The following is a 15,434-nucleotide window of genomic DNA, read 5'->3' as shown; positions in this document are numbered from 1 at the left end:
CCACTTCGATATGCACGAGGGCGCCACCTGCAGCGCAGCCGCAATCTCGCGATGCGTCTCGCCCGCAGCCCGGCGCGCCATCGCCCGCGCCCGAAGATCCATCGAGTAAGGAGCCGTCATCCCAGCTGGCCTCCCCCAGCAGCCAGGGTGAATCAGCTCCCCGCTGATTTGGGAACCCCGATTCCGTCAGAAAGGAACCCGCTCTAAACGCCACGCGCCTTCAGCCTGTTACACGAAGCGCCGGGGCCGCGAGGTTCCGGCGCTTTTCGTTTGGCGGACAGGGCCCAGGGTCCAGCGAAAGCGCCGCGACCTGCAGCGCGGCGTGGCCCCCCTCAGGCCGCAGCGCCGAAGCGGCCGACGACGTCCTTGAGCTTGGCCTGGTTCACCGGCTTGGCCAGCACAGGCACGTCGGCGAAGCGGCTGTCCGGCAGGGCGCCGTAGCCGGTGGCGAAGGCGAACGGGATGCGATGTTCGGCCAGGAACTCGGCCACGGGATACACCAGCTCGCCGCCCAGGTTGACGTCCAGCAGCGCCCCGTCGGGCGGCGCCTCGCCGCGCTGCAGCCACTCCATCGCCGAGCGGATGGAATCGCAGGAGGCCACCACCTCGCACCCCAGGTCGGTCAGCAGATCCTCGATCAGCAGGGCCACCAGCCCCTCATCCTCGACGATCAGAACCCTCGGCCCCATCACATCAGCCCGATGCGGTGAGACAGGGGCGTGGTCAGCCGGAAGATCACCCCGTCCGGCTCGAACATCAGCCGCGAGGCCCCTCCGAGGTCGCGGGCCAGGGCGCGTTCGATCAGGCGCCGGCCGAACCCGGCCCGGGCCGGCGGCGCCACCGGCGGCCCGCCGCTTTCGCGCCACTCCAGCGTCAGCCGGCGGGGGTCCTCGGTCATGTCCACCGTCCAGCGCACCGAGACGCGTCCGCCGGGAACGCCGAGCGCCCCATGCCGCGCGGCGTTCACCGCCAGTTCGTTGAAGGTCATGTGCAGCGCCAGCACCGTCTCCGGCCGCAGGTCGATGCGCGGGCCGCCGACGCTCACCCGCTGGCCGTCGATGCCGCCGAACGGTTCCAGGGCCACGCCGATCACCTGGGACAGTTCTGCGCGGCCCCAGCCGCCCCGGGTCAGCAGCTCGTGCACCCGCGACAGGGCCGCCAGCCGAGCCTCCAGGGCTTCGTTGAAGGCCGCCGGCGAGGCGGCCGTGCGCAAGGTCTGGTCGGCGATGGACTGCACCGACGCCAGGGTGTTCTTGCAGCGATGGTCCAGCTCGCGCAGCAGGAACTGCCGCCGCTCGAGCGACTCGTTCAGCGAGGCGTAGAGCCTGGCGCTTTCCAGCGCCGCGGCGGTGGCCCGGGCCATCACCTGCAGCTTCATGATCTCTTCGGCCGTGGGCTGGCGTTTCTCGGCCCAGTAGGCGCCGATCGCGGCCACCGCCTGGTCGCGCGAGCGCACGGGCGTCATCACCAGGCTCTTCACGAAGGTCGGCCGGTAGGCGTCGTGCGGAATGCGGTCGTCCTCGTAGATGTCGGGGATGATCGCCGCCTGGCCGTTCAGCATCGACCAGCCCGAGATGCACGCCGTCAGCGGAAAACGGCGCCCCTTCCACAGCGGACCGATGGCGTCCTCGTCCAGGTACCAGCACTTGTCGTCGTCGCGCAGCACGAAGGCGACGCCGTCGGCGCCGGTGATGCGGCGGGCCGATGAGCGGACCACGGCCGCGATCTGTTCGACGGTGCGGGCGCCGGCCAGATCCTCGATGGTTTCGACCAGGGTGACCAGCGCCGAATCTTCGGCTGGTCCCACTGTCGCCATCGAGACTTCGTTCGCCATGATCGCCTCAACTCTACTCAGGCTCACAGACCCTAACATCGCCGCGCGCTGAGCGTCATCAAAAACTAGCGCCTCAACCTTTACGCGCGGCAAACAACCTGCGACTCCGTTTCCGCTAAAATGCTCGCGCGAAAGTCCTAACGAGATCGGAAGGAAATCAACTTACCGTAGCAGGCTCTCCACCCTGCACGTCTTCGGGGACATCAGCCTTGCCCGCCAGCACCCGTCGCAGGCGCGGCACGTCCAGCGCCCCTTCCCAGCGCGCCACCACCAGAGTCGCCACGCCGTTGCCGATGACGTTGGTCAGGGCGCGGCACTCGCTCATGAAACGGTCGACGCCCAGCAGGAACATCACCGAGCTGACCGGAATGGTCGGCACGACGTTCAGGGTGGCGATCAGGGTCACGAATCCCGCCCCGGTGATGCCGCTGGCGCCCTTGGAGGTCAGCATGGCCACGCCCAGGATGGTCAGCTCCTGGCCGAGGGTCAGGTGCGTGCCGGTGGCCTGGGCCAGGAACAGGGTCGCCAGCGTCATGTAGATGTTGGTGCCGTCCAGGTTGAAGCTGTAGCCGGCGGGAATCACCAGGCCGGTGACCTGCGCCGGCGCCCCCAGGCGCTGCAGCTTGGCCATCATCTGCGGCAGCACCGCCTCCGACGACGAGGCCCCAAGCACGATCAGCAGCTCGTCCTTGATGTACGCCAGGTACCGGAAGATCGAGAAGCCGACGGCCCGGGCGATCAGCCCCAGCACCACCACCACGAACAGGATGGCGGTGACGTAGAAGGTCGCCACCAGGGCGGCCAGCTGCTGCAGCGCGCCCAGCCCGTACTTGCCGATGGTGAAGGCCATCGCGCCGAACGCCCCCACCGGGGCGAAGCGCACGACGATGCCGATCATGGCGAAGAACGCCTCGCCCACCCGCTCCAGCCCGTGCGACAGCACCTCGCCCCGTGGGCCCAGGTGCGCGAGCGCGAAGCCGGTCAGGATGGCCAGCAGCAGCACCTGCAGAATGTCCCCGCCGGCGAAGGCGGAGGCGAAGGTGTCCGGGATCAGGTGCAGCAGATAGTCGACGACACCCAGGTGCTTGGCCTGGCTGACGAAGGTGGCGACGCTGGCTGGATCGGCCTTGAAGCCGGCGCTGTTGAAGCCGACGCCAGGCCGCACAAGCTCGCCCACCGCCAGGCCGATGACCAGCGCCAGGGTGGAGACGGTCTCGAAATAGATCAGCGCCCGGCCCCCGACCCGACCCACGGCCTTCAGGTCGCTCATCTTGGCGATGCCGCCGGTCACCGTGCAGAAGATGATCGGCGCGATCAGCATCTTGATCAGCTTGACGAAGCCGACGCCCAGCGGCTCCAGCGTCTTGCCGATCTCGGGCCAGGCCGCGCCCACCGCCACGCCCAGCACGATGGCCGTCAGCACCTGCACATAGAGCGATCGGAACACCCGCAAGACGCCCATCACCCCTCCCCACGCCGAACTGCGCGCGACCATACGTCGGCGGCGGGCTGGAGGAACAGAGGCAGTCGGGAAATCCGGGCGCGCCTCAGGCGCCGCCGAGCAGTCGCCGGCTCGTCCACTGCACGACCCGGGCGATCAGCTTGTCCGGATCGAAGGGCTTGACGATGAAGTCGTTGCCGCCAGCCGTCAGGCCGGCGCGCACGTCGTCGCTCGACTTGCGCGCGGTCAGGAAGGCGATCGGCACCGGCTTCAGCTCGGGAATGGCGCGCAGCCGGCGGCAGGTCTCGAAGCCGTCCATCAGCGGCATCTGCACGTCCAGCAGGATCAGGCGCGGATTGATCCGCGGCGCCAGGCTCAGCACGTCCAGGCCCGACTCCACGCCAAAGAAGGTGAAGCCCTGGGCCTCGATCAGCGATTCCAGGATCATCAGGTTCTCGGCCTGGTCGTCGGCGGCGAGCACGATTTTCGCCTTGCGGCCGGCCATCTCCTCCGGCGTGGTCATCCGGCCGCCCGCTGGTCTTCGGCCAGGCCCTGCAGCGCCATCCAGCGCTCCACGAGGTCCCAGGCGGCCATGGAGCTCTTGCGGATCTCGCCGATCAGCCGCGGGGCCTCGGCCTCGTCGCAGGCCTGGCAGGCGCGTTCCAGCTGTTCGGCCAGGGCCTGCAGGCGGCGCGCGCCGAAGTTGCCGGACACGCCCTTCAGGTCGTGCGCCTCGCGGGCCAGGCCCGGGAAGTCCAGCTCGCCGATCAGCGCCTCGATGCGCAGCAGCCGGCCGCGCGCCCCGGCCAGGTAGGACTCGACCACCGCCTTCAGCTTGGCCGGCGGCATCAGCCGGCCAAGGCTCTCCAGCTTCTCCGGCTCCAGGTCGGGCAGGTCCGCAGGCGCCGGCGCGGCGGGCTCGGCGTCCTCGTCATCGGCCCACAGCTCGGCGGCCGTGAATCGCGAGACCGTGCGCAGAAAGGCCTCCGCCTCGATCGGCTTGGAGACGAAGTCGTCCATCCCTGCCGCCAGGCACATCTCGCGGTCGGAGCGCATGGCGTTGGCGGTCATGGCCAGGATCGGCGTCAGGGCGACGGGCCCGGGCAGCGCCCGGATCGCCCGCGTCGCTTGCAGGCCATCCATCTTCGGCATCTGCACGTCCATGATCACCAGGTCGAACGGCTGCGCCTGCACGGCGGCCACGGCCTCCTCGCCGTTGACCACGCAGTCGACGCTATAGCCCGCCTCTTCCAGCACGGTGCAGGCCAAGAGGGTGTTGATCTCGTTGTCTTCGGCCAGCAGCAGCCGGCCGCGCGCCAGCGTCCCGGGCGCGGAGGCCGCCGGCCCGGCCGGCGCGCTCTGCTGGATTGGCGGCGCTTCCGCCTCGCGGACCTCGGCGTCCCGGGCGATGGCCGCCTGCGGGGTGGGGTTCTGGGCGCGAAGGGCGCCCAGCACGTCGACCAGCGACTGGCGACGGATCGGCTTGGTCAGCACGGCGTCGAAGCCGGCCCGGGCGGCGCGGTCGGCGCGCCAGCTCTCGCCGATCGACGAGGCCAGCACGATCCGCGGCTGGGCCAGGGCGCCGTTCGCCCGGATCTTGGCGGCGACCGTCTCGCCGGACATGCCCGGCATCATGTGATCCAGCAGCACGACGTCGAAGGGCTGGCCGAGCGCGTCGGCGGTGACCAGGGCGGCCAGGGCCGAGGGCCCGTCGGCGGCCTCGGTGGTCGCCGCCCCCTCCGGCTCCAGCTGGCGCACGAAGATGCTGCGATTGATCTCGATGTCGTCGACCACCAGCACCTTCAGGCCGTTCAGGTCCTGCACGCCGGTGGCGCGCGTCGTGACCGGCGTCACCGCGTCCGGCAGGTCGATCTCGAACCAGAACACGCTGCCGCCGCCCGGGCGGTCGGCCACGCCGATCTGTCCGCCCATCATCTCCACCAGCTGGCGGCAGATCGACAGGCCCAGGCCCGTGCCGCCGTATTTGCGGGTGACCGAGCCGTCGGCCTGCTGGAACTTGTTGAACAGCTTGCCCTTGGCCTCGTCGCTGAGACCGATGCCGGTGTCCTGCACCTCGAAGCGCAGGGTCGCGCCGCCGTCCGCCCCGGCCCGCGAGGTCACCTCCACCGCCACGAAGCCGGTCTCGGTGAACTTCAGCGCGTTGGTCAGCAGGTTCATCAGCACTTGGCGCAGGCGCGTGGGATCGCCGCGGAAGCCGCCGCGCGCGCCGTCGTCGAGATAGGCGGCGATCTCCAGCGCCTTCTCCGTGGCCCGTGGCGACAGCAGCTCGACCACGTCCTCCACCACCGTCGGCAGGCAGAAGTCGATCTCCTCCAGCTCGACCTTGCCGGCCTCCAGCTTGGAGATGTCGAGGATGTCGTTGATCAGGTTCAGCAGGCAGTCGGCGGAGGTGCGCACCGCCTCGGCGAACTTGCGCTGTTCCGGCGTCAGGTCGGTGCGCAGCAAGAGGGCGTTCATGCCGATCACGCCGTTCATCGGCGTGCGGATCTCATGGCTCATGTTGGCCAGGAATTCGCTCTTGGCGGTGTTGGCGGCGCCGGCCTGCAGCGCGGCGGCGGCCAGGGCGGCCTCGGTGTGCTTGCGCTCGGTGATGTTCTGCAGCGCGCCCACCAGGCGCAGCGGCTTGCCCTGCGGATCCGTCACCAGGTCGGAGGTGGAGAAGGTCCACACCTCCTTGCCATCGCTCCGCTTGACCCGATACTCGGCGCGGTAGGGTTCGCCGGTGCGTTCGTGCTGCGCCCAGGCCTCCTGGGCGGCGGCCAGGTCGTCGGGGTGGACGCTGCACCAGATGTCCCTGACCAGCTCGTCATAGGTGAGCGGGCGCTCGAAGAAGGTGTCCTCCGCACCCACCTTGAACAGGGTGCGCGAGACGTAATCCAGCTCCCAGATATGCAGGTCGGCCAGCTCGGCCGCCATCTTCAGACGCCGCTCCGAGCGGCGCGACTGCTCCAGCGCCTCGACCATGTCGGTGATGTCGTGGCTGGCGATCAGCAGGCCCAGCACGCGGCCGTCCAGGTCGCGCCAGGGGCTCAGCTCGACCTGGTACCAGGGGGTGCGCCCGTCCGGCAGCTCCACCTGCGCCCGGTCGAAGCGCACCGTCTCGCCGGCCAGGCACTGGCCCAGGATCGGGCCGAACCGCTCGGCGCTGTGGGGCAGGATGTCGTGCAGATTGCGCCCCAGCGCCGTCTCCCGCGAAACGCCGGTCTGGAGGCTCCACGCGGGGCTGACCTCGACCACGACGAGGTCGGCGTCGGTCATGATCAGCTGGAAGGGCGCCATGCGGATGAAGGCCGCGGTCTGCTCGCGCCCACTCGCCGGCCCCTTACTCGACGTCGCAGAGCGCGTCCGAGCCCCCATCTGCCCCCTCCCAGGACATTACGCGGCGCCCTGACTATCCGATGGCCCGTTAACGCCCGGTGGAAATTGAAGATTTCGCGCCGCCCACGACAAACCGCCTTGCGCCCGGCGCCGGCGTCCGTAAGAGGAAACCGTCGGCCCGGTAGCTCAGCCGGATAGAGCAGCGCTTTCCTAAAGCGAAGGTCAGGGGTTCGAGTCCCTTCCGGGCCGCCACTTCGGTTTCCGACGCTTCGGCTTCCGCCGTCCCCCGCCTCGGCCTGGCGCAGGCGACGCCGCCCCTGCGGGCGATTCGGAGTTGAGGTGAATCAAGGCGTAGCCGGCCACGTCGGGCATGGTCTGGTCTTGGCCGCCCGGGTGTCTCCCGGCCGCCAGGCTTCCCCCAAGTCCTTGGTTGGCCGGCGCCGGCCGTCTTATGCGCGCCGGGCGCAAGGGTCGCTGTTCAAGGATCCGACGATGAAACTGAAACTCTTGCTGTGCGCCGCCGCGACGGCGTCCCTGGCCTGGACATCCGCCGGCTTCGCCGCCCCGCCCGGGGATCGCGAGCATGGCCGTGACCAGGGTCAGAACCAGGCGGCTCCGGCCCAGGATCACCCGGCCGACCAGGCCGACACCTCCGCAAGGCCGGCCAGGCCGGCTCGCGGCGAGGCGCCGGGTCGCCTCCGGGGACAGGGACAAGGCATGGGACAAGGCATGGGACAAGGCCAGGCGCACGCGCCGGCGGCCGTCGCCCAGCCGGTCGCCCCGACGCTTCAGCCGCGCCCGCGCCAGACCCAGACGCACCCCCACACCGAGACGCACGGTCAGACCCCGACAGGGATCCTGGGCGCCCCCGCCGGCCCGTTCGGCGGCCAGCCCACCGTCCAGCACCCCGCGCGCGGGGTCCATCCCGGTCGCCAGGGTCCGACGGCCCAGCCGGCGCCGCCCCGCTTCCCGTCGCCTACGGGCGTCAACCGGCCCGGCCGCCCGCCGGCCCTGGGCGACTGGAGTCGTCCGTCCCGCGGCCCGGATCGCGACCAGGCCGGCCAGCAATGGCGCCAGGGCCACCAGGGATGGGATCGCAGCGCGCCCTGGCGCCGCAACAACGACTGGTGGCGCGGCAACGCCGCCTTCCGGCTGTTCTTCGGCCCGCGCATCGGCTTCTTCTTCATCCCCGGCCACGGCTATGTCCGGGCGCCGGACCAGTATCGCGAGCACTACTGGATCGCCGGCGAGTACCTGCCCAACTGGTTCTGGCAGTATCCGGTCCGCGACTACGCGAGCTATGGCCTGCCGGATCCGCCCTACGGCTGCATGTGGGTCTGGGTGGACAACGACATCGCCCTGATCGACCGCGACGACGGCTACATCCTCGATATCGTTCACAACGCCTGGTGACCTGGACGGGTAGGCGCGCGGTCCCCAGCGGGCCGCGCGCCTTCGGCCCGCGCCTGACCGAGACCGGGCTGGCGCAGGAGCCGACGGCGAAGTGCGTGTCACCTGCGCACGGAGATGCCCATGGCCTGCGCGCTTGACGCACGGCGTATCCTTCTCGTCGAGGACGAGATGATGGTGTCCTGGCTGCTGGAGCGCAGGCTCCGGCTGTCAGGTCCGCCGTCGCGGCGCTTGCGGCGAATGAGGCGTGGGCCTGCGGCGCGGGCCTGACCTCGGGCCCGGCTCAGGCGTGATTCGGGCCCTGGCCGCGGGGCTGGGCGGGCGAACGGGCGCCGCCACGGCCAGATGTCTTGGTGTTGGCGGTCGACTTGCTGGCGGACGCGGCCGGGGTCGCCGCCCTGGCCGGCGGCGTGGCGCGGGTCATCGGCACATCGCCCTCGAACAGGGCGTGGTCCATGGTCGAGGTCAGCCAGGCGGCGCACTGGTCCGAGGACCAGCCGCAGTCGTGCACGAAGGAACGGATCACCGACGGCCGGGTCATCGCCCACAGGGAATTGGTGGCGTCGTCGCCGGACAGGCCGGGCTTCAGGCAGCCGTCCCGTTCCCAGCGCGCGGCCAGGGTGCGCAGATCGTGCCATTCGCCGTTCTGCGCCGCTTCCCACCAGTTGGCCGCGTCGGGGTCGGTGAGGGCGGCGCTGGCGGCGATGCTGAACACGCCGTTGTCCGCGCCGTTCAGCGCCACGTAGCGGTCCACCAGATGGCGCAGCTGGGCGCGTGGATCGCGACTGGAGGCGAGCGCGGCGGCCACGGCCTCGGCCACAACCTCCTCGGGATTCACCGACCGCAGGATGGCGTGCAGGATCGCCGCCTTGGTGCGGAACGCCACATAGACGGTGTTGGGCGAGGCGTTGGCCAGCTGGGCGATCATGTCCAGCGTGGTCGCGCCGTAGCCGTGACGGTCGAACAGCACCCGGGCCGCCTCGACGATCGATTGGCGGGTCTGGGCGGCCTGCGCCTGCCTCAGGGGCGAAACATACGTCCGCTTCAGAGCCATGGTCCTCTGTCCCTCTTGGCGGCGTCATTCGCCTTAGCCGGCCCCGCCGCGGGGCGCTGCGCCTCGTACTCGCCCTCTAATAGAGAGCCCAATTAATTATGGCAACCCATAAACCTATCCAATGAATTGCCAACTTCTCTTCTGCCTGGAAACAACGCGCAGAGATGACGACACCTGTCGAGACTCCGGACACGATGCGTGACAATACCTCAGCAAGACAGATTAACCGGCGGCGCGCCGACAATCGCCGCGCCCCCGCACTCGACTTTTCCGCCCTGCCCGCCTGGCGGGACGGTCGGTCGGGCGGCCGACGATCCCCGATGCAGGGCCTTAACGGATACCCCTTGAAACCGCCTCGTTAACAATTGAACCGGCGTGGCCCGGCTTGTGCACTTGTGGAACCCACGGCCAAGCCCCCTTGTTCCATGGTGAAACTGGCAAAGAGGGGCGATTGGCAGTGAAAGTCACCGTCGACTACCGTTAACGTTTATGGCAATGTGAACCGCATGGACGAGGCGAGGGGATACGAGGCCCAGTTTGAGGCCCTTGGCGAGGTCGAGGTCTATGACCGCGTCGAACGCCGATTCTATGAAGGCGCGGCGCGCGCCTATGCGATGCGCTGGCTGAACGACAAGGCCATGGCGCGGCTGACGGGGGCGTCGTTCCTGGCCGCCCCGGTCGCCGCCGAGCTGGCCGCCCTGGCCCGGCACTCGCGCCGGTCCGGCCGCTGGGCCGCGATCAGCGCCGGCGTCGCCGGGGTGGCGACCGTCGCCAACATCGGCTTCGTCGCCTACGCCCAGATCCAGGCGCACAAGGAAGCTTCGCGGCACGACGCCGAGGTGGCCGCGCTTGCGCAGCAACGCCTTACGGCGCAGACGCAGTCGCGCAGGGCCGCCGAGGCCCGGCTGGGCGCGAGCTCCGCAACCAGCCCCAACGACCGCCCCTCGCCGATCGCGATCCGCTAAGGCGCCCTGGCGCGGCGGCGTCCCGTTTCGGGACGGATCTCGCCGTCGCCCGCCCTCCCCGTCTCCCCCGGAACGGCCGCGCGGCCGCCCGCGCCACCTGCCCTGCCCGCCGTCTGACGCGACTTCTGGCGGAGCCTGCCGTCGCGCCCGGCGACAGCCCCGTTCACGGAACAGTGTTATACTCAAGTTTGGCGTCTCAGTTATGGTGCCGGCATGCACCGCATCGACTCCATGGCGGCGGAATTCGAGGCAAGCGGCGAGGTCGAGGTTCGCCGCCGCATCGCCCATGGCGACTACGACGCCCCTCACCTGGCTCACGCGCTGCGCTGGCTGGACGACCGGGCCGTCGATCGGACCCTGCCGCACGAGGCCGATCCCGAGCTTGAGCGGGAGCGCGGCGAACGCACCCTGGACGCGGTGATCAAGCTGGCTCTCGGGGGCGCCGGTCTGGCCGCGGTGGCGGGCGCCGTCGTGGGTGTCATGTCGCTGCGATAGGGCGCGGCCGCGCCGAAGACGCCCGCGGCTGGACCTCGGCGCTGCGGGCAGACCCTCAGCGCTGGAAGCCGTCAGCGATAGAAGATGTGGCCGCCGATCTGGCGCACCCGCACCAGGCTGCCGCTCCAGTACGGCGTCATCCAGGCGGCGTGATAGTGGGTCGCCCCGGCCAGGGGCCTGTAGACGAAGCCGTGCAGCGCCTTCACCGCCAGATCGTGCGCCCGGTCCCAGGCCACGGGGTCGATCGGCCGGTCCATGGAGCCGTCGCAGGCGAAGGTGAACTGGCAGGTCCCGCGGTCGGAGCGCTGGAACACCACGCCGCAGACATCCGCCGGATAGGCCGCCAGGCGCGTGCGGTTCATCACCACCTGGGCCACGCCCTCCTGCCCCTCGATGCTTTCCGAGCGGGCCTCGTAATAGATGGCCTGGGCCAGGCAGGTGGCCGGATCGAGACGGTCGCTGGCCGACCAGTCCGCGTCGGCCGGCCCCAGCCGCACCACGGGCGCGGCCTGCACCACCTGGGCGTCGGCGCCGCCGATCAGCAGGCGGATGCCTGCGGTTTCGGCGGCGAGCGCGGCCGGCGCCGGGGCGGCCAGGACCACGCCGAGCACGGCCGCCAATGCTGAATTCCTGCCCCCCGGCATGCCCCGCTCCGAAGAATTAGCCCCCATTGTGCCGCTTCCGGCCCCGGATCGGCAAGTCCGCAGAACGGGGATAGCCGAGTTCGGCCGTCCTCCGCGACGCGGCGGGGCCGCTATACACGGCGTTCGCCGCGCGGGCGGCGCGCTCAGCCACGGCGCGACCGCGCCCCGAGCGCGAGGCGCCTGACGGCGAGGTGTGCGATAGCTTCCAGTCATGAGCGATCTGATTCAATACGCCCAACGCGGGCGAAACACCTGGTGGGCCTGGCTGCTGGGCCCGATCCTGGGCTTCACCCTGGCGCTGGTGGCCGGGGTGCTGATCACCATCGCAGTGATGCTAGCCGGGGCGGCGCCGCCCGACCTCGCCCAGCAGATCGCCCGCCCCACCCATCCGCGGGTGTTCTTCATCACCACCGGCGTCACCTTCGGCTGCATCCTGGCCGGGCTGGCGGCCTCCGCCTGGCTGGTGCAGGCCAAGCGGCCGACGGATCTGATCGGGGACTGGCGCTGGCGCGGCTTCGTCGCCGGAGCGGCGGCCTGGAGCCTGGCGCAGGTCGCGGCCGCGGCGCTCGACTACGCCCTGGCGCCGGCCAGCTTCCGCCTCACCGCCTCGGCCGCCACCCTGGAGCTGGCGCTGGCCGCCGTCCCGGCCCTGGCCGTGCAGACCTTCGCCGAGGAGTTCGTGTTCCGCGGCCTCGCCACCCAGGGCCTGCGGCTGCTGCTGCCGCCCCTGCCCTGCGCCCTGGCCAGCGGCGCCCTGTTCGCCGTCGTGCACATCCCCAACGGCTGGCCCCAGGCGGCCAACGCCCTGGTGTTCGGCGTCGCCGCGGCGTGGATCGCGCTGCGCACCGGCGGGCTGGCCACCACCTTCGGCATGCACCTGGCGAACAACCTCTTCGGCGCCCTCGTGGTGGTCTCCACAGCCGACGTATTCCGCGGCGCGCCCGGTCTCTTCACCCAGCAGCCGCTGCAGGGCCTGTGGGTCGACGTGATGATGCAGGGCGCGCTGATGATTGCCCTCACTTTGGTCATAACGCGAATGACCAGAACCCAGCCAGGGACGAACACTTGAGTCGACCGAACCATTAAGACGCGTATACTTCGCCCTATGGGGGCGAATGAGCCGGTCCACATTGAATTTGAGATGCTCGGCGAGGCGGAGGTCAGCCGGCGCGTGGGCGCGCGCGCCTTCGACGAACCCACGCGCGCCAACGCCATGCGCTGGCTCAACGACCGCGCCATGGCGCGTACGACCGGCGGCGAGCGGGTGACCAGCCACGCGGTCCACGCCTGGGAAGCCCACGTGCGCGACGCCCGCCGCACGGCGCGGACCGCCAGCACGGTGTCGGTGCTGGCCCTGGCGCTGGCGGTCGCCGCCCTGGTGCTGTCGATCGACACCGTGCGCCGCGCCCAGTCGGACGTCAGGCGCGCGGAGACCCTGGCCGAGACGGTGTCCTCCCTGCAGCCGCTGGCCTCGACGGCGCCCCCGCGGGCCCACGCCCGTGCGCCGGCGCCGTGATCCACGCATTCTCCGCCTGGGCCCTCGCAAGCATTGGGCCCCCGCGTGCATTGGGCATTCGCGTGAGGGGGGTAGCGCCTGGGCCGGCGGGCGGGGGGCTGCTAATGGCGAGGCGATCGGTATTTTCGTGTGAGTTCGGCTCCAGCGAAAGACCCTGTTCGCGGCATAGGCGGCCGCTGGGCAAGATGAGGCGCATTGTCGTGGTGAACAATGTTCTCCCTGATGCTATGATCCCCCGTCATCATCCACGTCCAACCGCCGGGAGAACATCGCCGTGACCGCCGCACACCGCCCCCGCCCGCCGTCCAAGGCCCGCGCCGGCGTGCTGCGCCGGCTCGCGCGCTTCCTGCGCGGCGAGCGGGGCAATGTGGCGACGCTGTTCGGCCTGCTGCTGGTGCCGATCATCGGCTCGCTCGCCCTGGCCACCGAAGCCTCCAACTGGTTCCTCAGCTACCGGGCGATGCAGAACGCCGCCGACAGCGCCGTGCTGGCGGCCGCCAACAACGGCAACACCGCCGCCTCGGGCAGCTACGCCTACTATCAGTGGGCCGGCCTGTCCGTGGCCTCCGGCTACGGCTACGCCCCCTACGGCCTGACCAACGGCTCGCACGACACCACGGTCTCGGTGCAGAACAAGATCACCTGTCCGAACAACAGCGCCAGCACGGCCTGCTACCAGGTGACCATCACCCACGCGGTCCCGATCTACCTGACGGCCCTGGTCGGCTATCAGGGCACGACGACCTCCTACAGCGGCGCCAAGGCGACCCTGATCTCGGTCAGCGCCATCGCCGGCCCCAGCGCCATCAATGCGCCGGACTGCATCCTCTCGCTGGCCACCACGGGCACCGCCATCACCTCCAACGGCGGCAGCAACGTGGATCTCAGCGGCTGCACGGTGATGTCCAATTCCAGCGGCGGCACGGCGATCAACTGCAATGGCCACGACCTGAACGCCGACAACACCATCGCGGTGGGCTCGGTCGACAGCAAATGCAGCAACGGCATCTCCGGCGCCACGGCGGTGTCCGATCCCTACGCGGCGAAGGCGGCGAAGATTCCCAAGGACCCCTGTGGCGGAACGAAGTCTTCCAACTATCCGCAAGAGCCCAGCGCAGTGAACACCGCCAACACGGGCAGCTTCGGGGCGCCGATGGCCGGCAAGGCCGGGTACTACTATTACTGCGGCGACGTGCAGCTGACGGGCAATGTGACGGTCACCGACAAGCGGGTGGTGGTGATCTACAATGGCCAACTGGACATCAACGGGAACACCCTCAGCACCTCGTCGACCGGCGGTTTGACGGTGATCTTCGCAGGGCAGAACAAGATCCAAGGCCTCACGCCGTTCCACAACTTCGCGGACAACTCCTCCAGCGGAAAAGGCGTGATCAACATCGCCGCCTCCACCACCGACCCGACAGGCGACAATACCTGGGGCGGCGTCGCGATGTATCAGTCGCCCTATCAGGTGGATGGCACGGGTGTGCTGGCCAGCGCCATGACCGACCAGAAGGTCACCAACAAGTACAACAGCCTGGACATCACAGCCGCCGGCTCCAGCCCGACGCTGGACATCACCGGCCTGACCTACCTGCCCAACGCCGCGGTCACGCTCAGCGGCGCGATCGACAAGTCGCAGTACGGCGCCTATTGCTTCGTGCTGGTGGTGAACACCATGACCGTGAACGGCAGTGGCTCGATCTTCCAGCACAGTCAAAGCGGGTGCCCGTCGGCCGGGACGACCCAGGTCTACAGCCAGGTCAACCGCTTCGTGCTACTGCAATGACCACGCTGCGGCGCTTTCTGGCCGACCGCGGCGGGGCGGCGGCGGCCGAACTGGCCCTGATCCTCGGCCTGCTGACCATTCCGCTGATGAGCGTCGTCGACCTCGGAGTGTACGCCTTCGAGCGCATGCAGGTGCAGAACGCCGCCCAGATGGCCGCACAGTCCCTGTGGTCCACGTGTTCCACCACCGCCTATTGGCCGGTGACCAAGTTCTGCAGCACTGGCCAGTCGAACGCGACGCTGGGCGCTCAGCAGTCCTCGCTCGGGACGGACGTCACGGTGTCCTCGATCGTCGACGGCTACTACTGCATGGACACCACCGGAACCCCGCAGGCGATCGGCAGCACGGGCACCTATTCGACACCGCTGACGCTGACCAAGCCGACCAGCTGCGGCTCGGGGACCTGGTCGTCGACCGCCCCGGCAGAATATGTGACGGTGACGGTGGCCTATACCTACAAGCCGGCGTTCGGCTCGGTGTCGGTGGGAAGCATCCTCAACAGCGCCATGTCCGAATCCTCGATGGTCCCGATCAAGTGATGCGCCGCCGGCCCGCCTTTCTGCGCGACCAGAGCGGCGCCAGCGCCGCCGAGTTCGCCATCATCACACCGGTGTTCTTCGCCCTGGTGTTCGCGGTGATCAACTTCTCGATCGCGCTCTACGCCTATGTGACCTTGCACTTCGCGACCGAGGATGCGGCGCGGTGCTATTCGCTGACCACCAGCTGCGCCGACGCCAACGCGACCCAGACCTATGCGGCCGGCCGCTATGCCGGTCCGAACATCTCCCCGGTCTTCGTGGCCAGCAACACCGGCCAGTGCCACCAGAACACCGGCGGGGCCTATGACGGCCACCTGGTCACCGGCTCGGGCAGCATGACCCTGAACCTGGTGCTGACCAGCGCCACCATCTCCTTCTCGACTCAGGCCTGCTTCCCTTAGAGCCCTT

At 69.7% G+C, this 15,434-nt stretch carries 16 protein-coding genes and 1 tRNA gene; 9 read left to right on the top strand and 8 right to left on the bottom strand.

Annotation, left to right across the window (positions count from 1 at the left end):
- The 6 genes from ACO2Q3_RS25720 to ACO2Q3_RS25695 all read right to left on the bottom strand — a co-directional run.
- Positions 1-102 (bottom strand): helix-turn-helix domain-containing protein (locus tag ACO2Q3_RS25720; RefSeq protein ID WP_423311967.1); only part of this gene is annotated, 102 nt, incomplete at its 3' end.
- A 230-nt stretch (positions 103-332) separates the two neighbouring features.
- Entirely contained in the window at positions 333-689 is a 357-nt protein-coding gene (locus tag ACO2Q3_RS25715) for a response regulator (protein ID WP_423311951.1), read from the bottom strand.
- Complete coding sequence (locus ACO2Q3_RS25710; RefSeq protein WP_423311949.1) at positions 689-1,834, bottom strand: sensor histidine kinase; 1,146 nt, start codon at positions 1,832-1,834, stop codon at positions 689-691. The genes ACO2Q3_RS25715 and ACO2Q3_RS25710 overlap by 1 nt, the downstream gene beginning before the upstream one ends.
- Before the next feature lie 157 nt (positions 1,835-1,991).
- The gene (locus ACO2Q3_RS25705; RefSeq protein ID WP_423311965.1) at positions 1,992-3,287 is read right to left on the bottom strand and encodes a dicarboxylate/amino acid:cation symporter; all 1,296 of its coding nucleotides are present in this window, start codon (positions 3,285-3,287) and stop codon (positions 1,992-1,994) included.
- Between the two features lie 94 nt (positions 3,288-3,381).
- Positions 3,382-3,798: a response regulator gene (locus ACO2Q3_RS25700; RefSeq protein ID WP_423311947.1), complete on the bottom strand. Its 417-nt coding sequence runs from the start codon at positions 3,796-3,798 to the stop codon at positions 3,382-3,384.
- Positions 3,795-6,653, bottom strand: coding sequence for a response regulator (locus ACO2Q3_RS25695; RefSeq protein WP_423311945.1), 2,859 nt, complete (start codon positions 6,651-6,653; stop codon positions 3,795-3,797). The genes ACO2Q3_RS25700 and ACO2Q3_RS25695 overlap by 4 nt, the downstream gene beginning before the upstream one ends.
- Positions 6,654-6,789: 136 nt before the next feature.
- Here ACO2Q3_RS25695 and ACO2Q3_RS25690 point away from each other — a divergent pair.
- Both ACO2Q3_RS25690 and ACO2Q3_RS25685 read left to right on the top strand, forming a co-directional pair.
- Positions 6,790-6,866, top strand: a tRNA-Arg gene (locus tag ACO2Q3_RS25690).
- Positions 6,867-7,106: 240 nt separating this feature from the next.
- Positions 7,107-8,027 carry an RcnB family protein gene (locus ACO2Q3_RS25685; RefSeq protein ID WP_423311943.1) on the top strand — a complete coding sequence of 307 codons (921 nt, stop codon included), beginning with the start codon at positions 7,107-7,109 and terminating at the stop codon, positions 8,025-8,027.
- Positions 8,028-8,307: 280 nt separating this feature from the next.
- Here ACO2Q3_RS25685 and ACO2Q3_RS25680 read toward each other — a convergent pair whose 3' ends face one another.
- Positions 8,308-9,078 (bottom strand): TetR/AcrR family transcriptional regulator, encoded by a 771-nt coding sequence (locus ACO2Q3_RS25680; protein ID WP_423311941.1) that lies wholly within the window; start codon positions 9,076-9,078, stop codon positions 8,308-8,310.
- Between the two features lie 506 nt (positions 9,079-9,584).
- Here ACO2Q3_RS25680 and ACO2Q3_RS25675 point away from each other — a divergent pair.
- Positions 9,585-10,043 (top strand): hypothetical protein, encoded by a 459-nt coding sequence (locus ACO2Q3_RS25675; RefSeq protein WP_423311939.1) that lies wholly within the window; start codon positions 9,585-9,587, stop codon positions 10,041-10,043.
- Between the two features lie 213 nt (positions 10,044-10,256).
- The gene (locus ACO2Q3_RS25670; protein WP_423311937.1) at positions 10,257-10,538 is read left to right on the top strand and encodes a hypothetical protein; all 282 of its coding nucleotides are present in this window, start codon (positions 10,257-10,259) and stop codon (positions 10,536-10,538) included.
- Between the two features lie 71 nt (positions 10,539-10,609).
- Here the strand turns inward: ACO2Q3_RS25670 and ACO2Q3_RS25665 are convergent, their stop codons facing one another.
- Positions 10,610-11,149, bottom strand: coding sequence for a cell wall hydrolase (locus ACO2Q3_RS25665; protein ID WP_423311963.1), 540 nt, complete (start codon positions 11,147-11,149; stop codon positions 10,610-10,612).
- A gap of 244 nt (positions 11,150-11,393) precedes the next feature.
- Between ACO2Q3_RS25665 and ACO2Q3_RS25660 the strand changes: the two genes are divergently transcribed.
- The 5 genes from ACO2Q3_RS25660 to ACO2Q3_RS25640 all read left to right on the top strand — a co-directional run bounded on the left by ACO2Q3_RS25660 (position 11,394) and on the right by ACO2Q3_RS25640 (position 15,427).
- A complete protein-coding gene (locus ACO2Q3_RS25660) occupies positions 11,394-12,251 on the top strand; it encodes a CPBP family intramembrane glutamic endopeptidase (protein WP_423311935.1) in 858 nt (285 codons plus the stop codon).
- Positions 12,252-12,323: 72 nt separating this feature from the next.
- The gene (locus ACO2Q3_RS25655; RefSeq protein ID WP_423311933.1) at positions 12,324-12,698 is read left to right on the top strand and encodes a hypothetical protein; all 375 of its coding nucleotides are present in this window, start codon (positions 12,324-12,326) and stop codon (positions 12,696-12,698) included.
- 274 nt (positions 12,699-12,972) lie between these two features.
- On the top strand, positions 12,973-14,487 hold the full coding sequence (locus ACO2Q3_RS25650) for a TadE/TadG family type IV pilus assembly protein (protein WP_423311931.1): 1,515 nt from the start codon (positions 12,973-12,975) through the stop codon (positions 14,485-14,487).
- The gene (locus ACO2Q3_RS25645; RefSeq protein ID WP_423311929.1) at positions 14,484-15,026 is read left to right on the top strand and encodes a TadE/TadG family type IV pilus assembly protein; all 543 of its coding nucleotides are present in this window, start codon (positions 14,484-14,486) and stop codon (positions 15,024-15,026) included. The genes ACO2Q3_RS25650 and ACO2Q3_RS25645 overlap by 4 nt, the downstream gene beginning before the upstream one ends.
- Entirely contained in the window at positions 15,026-15,427 is a 402-nt protein-coding gene (locus ACO2Q3_RS25640) for a TadE/TadG family type IV pilus assembly protein (RefSeq protein WP_423311927.1), read from the top strand. The genes ACO2Q3_RS25645 and ACO2Q3_RS25640 overlap by 1 nt, the downstream gene beginning before the upstream one ends.
- The last annotated feature ends 7 nt before the right edge of the window (positions 15,428-15,434 follow it).

This window comes from Caulobacter sp. KR2-114 (assembly GCF_049446115.1).
Taxonomy (GTDB): Bacteria; Pseudomonadota; Alphaproteobacteria; order Caulobacterales; family Caulobacteraceae; genus Acaudatibacter.
This window is presented reverse-complemented; position numbering and strand designations above follow the sequence as displayed.

Bases quoted from the DNA above. Each gene is read 5' to 3' on its own strand.
- ACO2Q3_RS25715 (WP_423311951.1), bottom strand. From the start codon at position 689: ATGGGGCCGAGGGTTCTGATCGTCGAGGATGAGGGGCTGGTGGCCCTG.
- ACO2Q3_RS25710 (WP_423311949.1), bottom strand. From the start codon at position 1,834: ATGGCGAACGAAGTCTCGATGGCGACAGTGGGACCAGCCGAAGATTCG.
- ACO2Q3_RS25700 (WP_423311947.1), bottom strand. From the start codon at position 3,798: ATGACCACGCCGGAGGAGATGGCCGGCCGCAAGGCGAAAATCGTGCTC.
- ACO2Q3_RS25695 (WP_423311945.1), bottom strand. From the start codon at position 6,653: ATGGGGGCTCGGACGCGCTCTGCGACGTCGAGTAAGGGGCCGGCGAGT.
- ACO2Q3_RS25685 (WP_423311943.1), top strand. From the start codon at position 7,107: ATGAAACTGAAACTCTTGCTGTGCGCCGCCGCGACGGCGTCCCTGGCC.
- ACO2Q3_RS25680 (WP_423311941.1), bottom strand. From the start codon at position 9,078: ATGGCTCTGAAGCGGACGTATGTTTCGCCCCTGAGGCAGGCGCAGGCC.
- ACO2Q3_RS25675 (WP_423311939.1), top strand. From the start codon at position 9,585: ATGGACGAGGCGAGGGGATACGAGGCCCAGTTTGAGGCCCTTGGCGAG.
- ACO2Q3_RS25670 (WP_423311937.1), top strand. From the start codon at position 10,257: ATGCACCGCATCGACTCCATGGCGGCGGAATTCGAGGCAAGCGGCGAG.
- ACO2Q3_RS25660 (WP_423311935.1), top strand. From the start codon at position 11,394: ATGAGCGATCTGATTCAATACGCCCAACGCGGGCGAAACACCTGGTGG.
- ACO2Q3_RS25655 (WP_423311933.1), top strand. From the start codon at position 12,324: ATGCTCGGCGAGGCGGAGGTCAGCCGGCGCGTGGGCGCGCGCGCCTTC.
- ACO2Q3_RS25645 (WP_423311929.1), top strand. From the start codon at position 14,484: ATGACCACGCTGCGGCGCTTTCTGGCCGACCGCGGCGGGGCGGCGGCG.
- ACO2Q3_RS25640 (WP_423311927.1), top strand. From the start codon at position 15,026: ATGCGCCGCCGGCCCGCCTTTCTGCGCGACCAGAGCGGCGCCAGCGCC.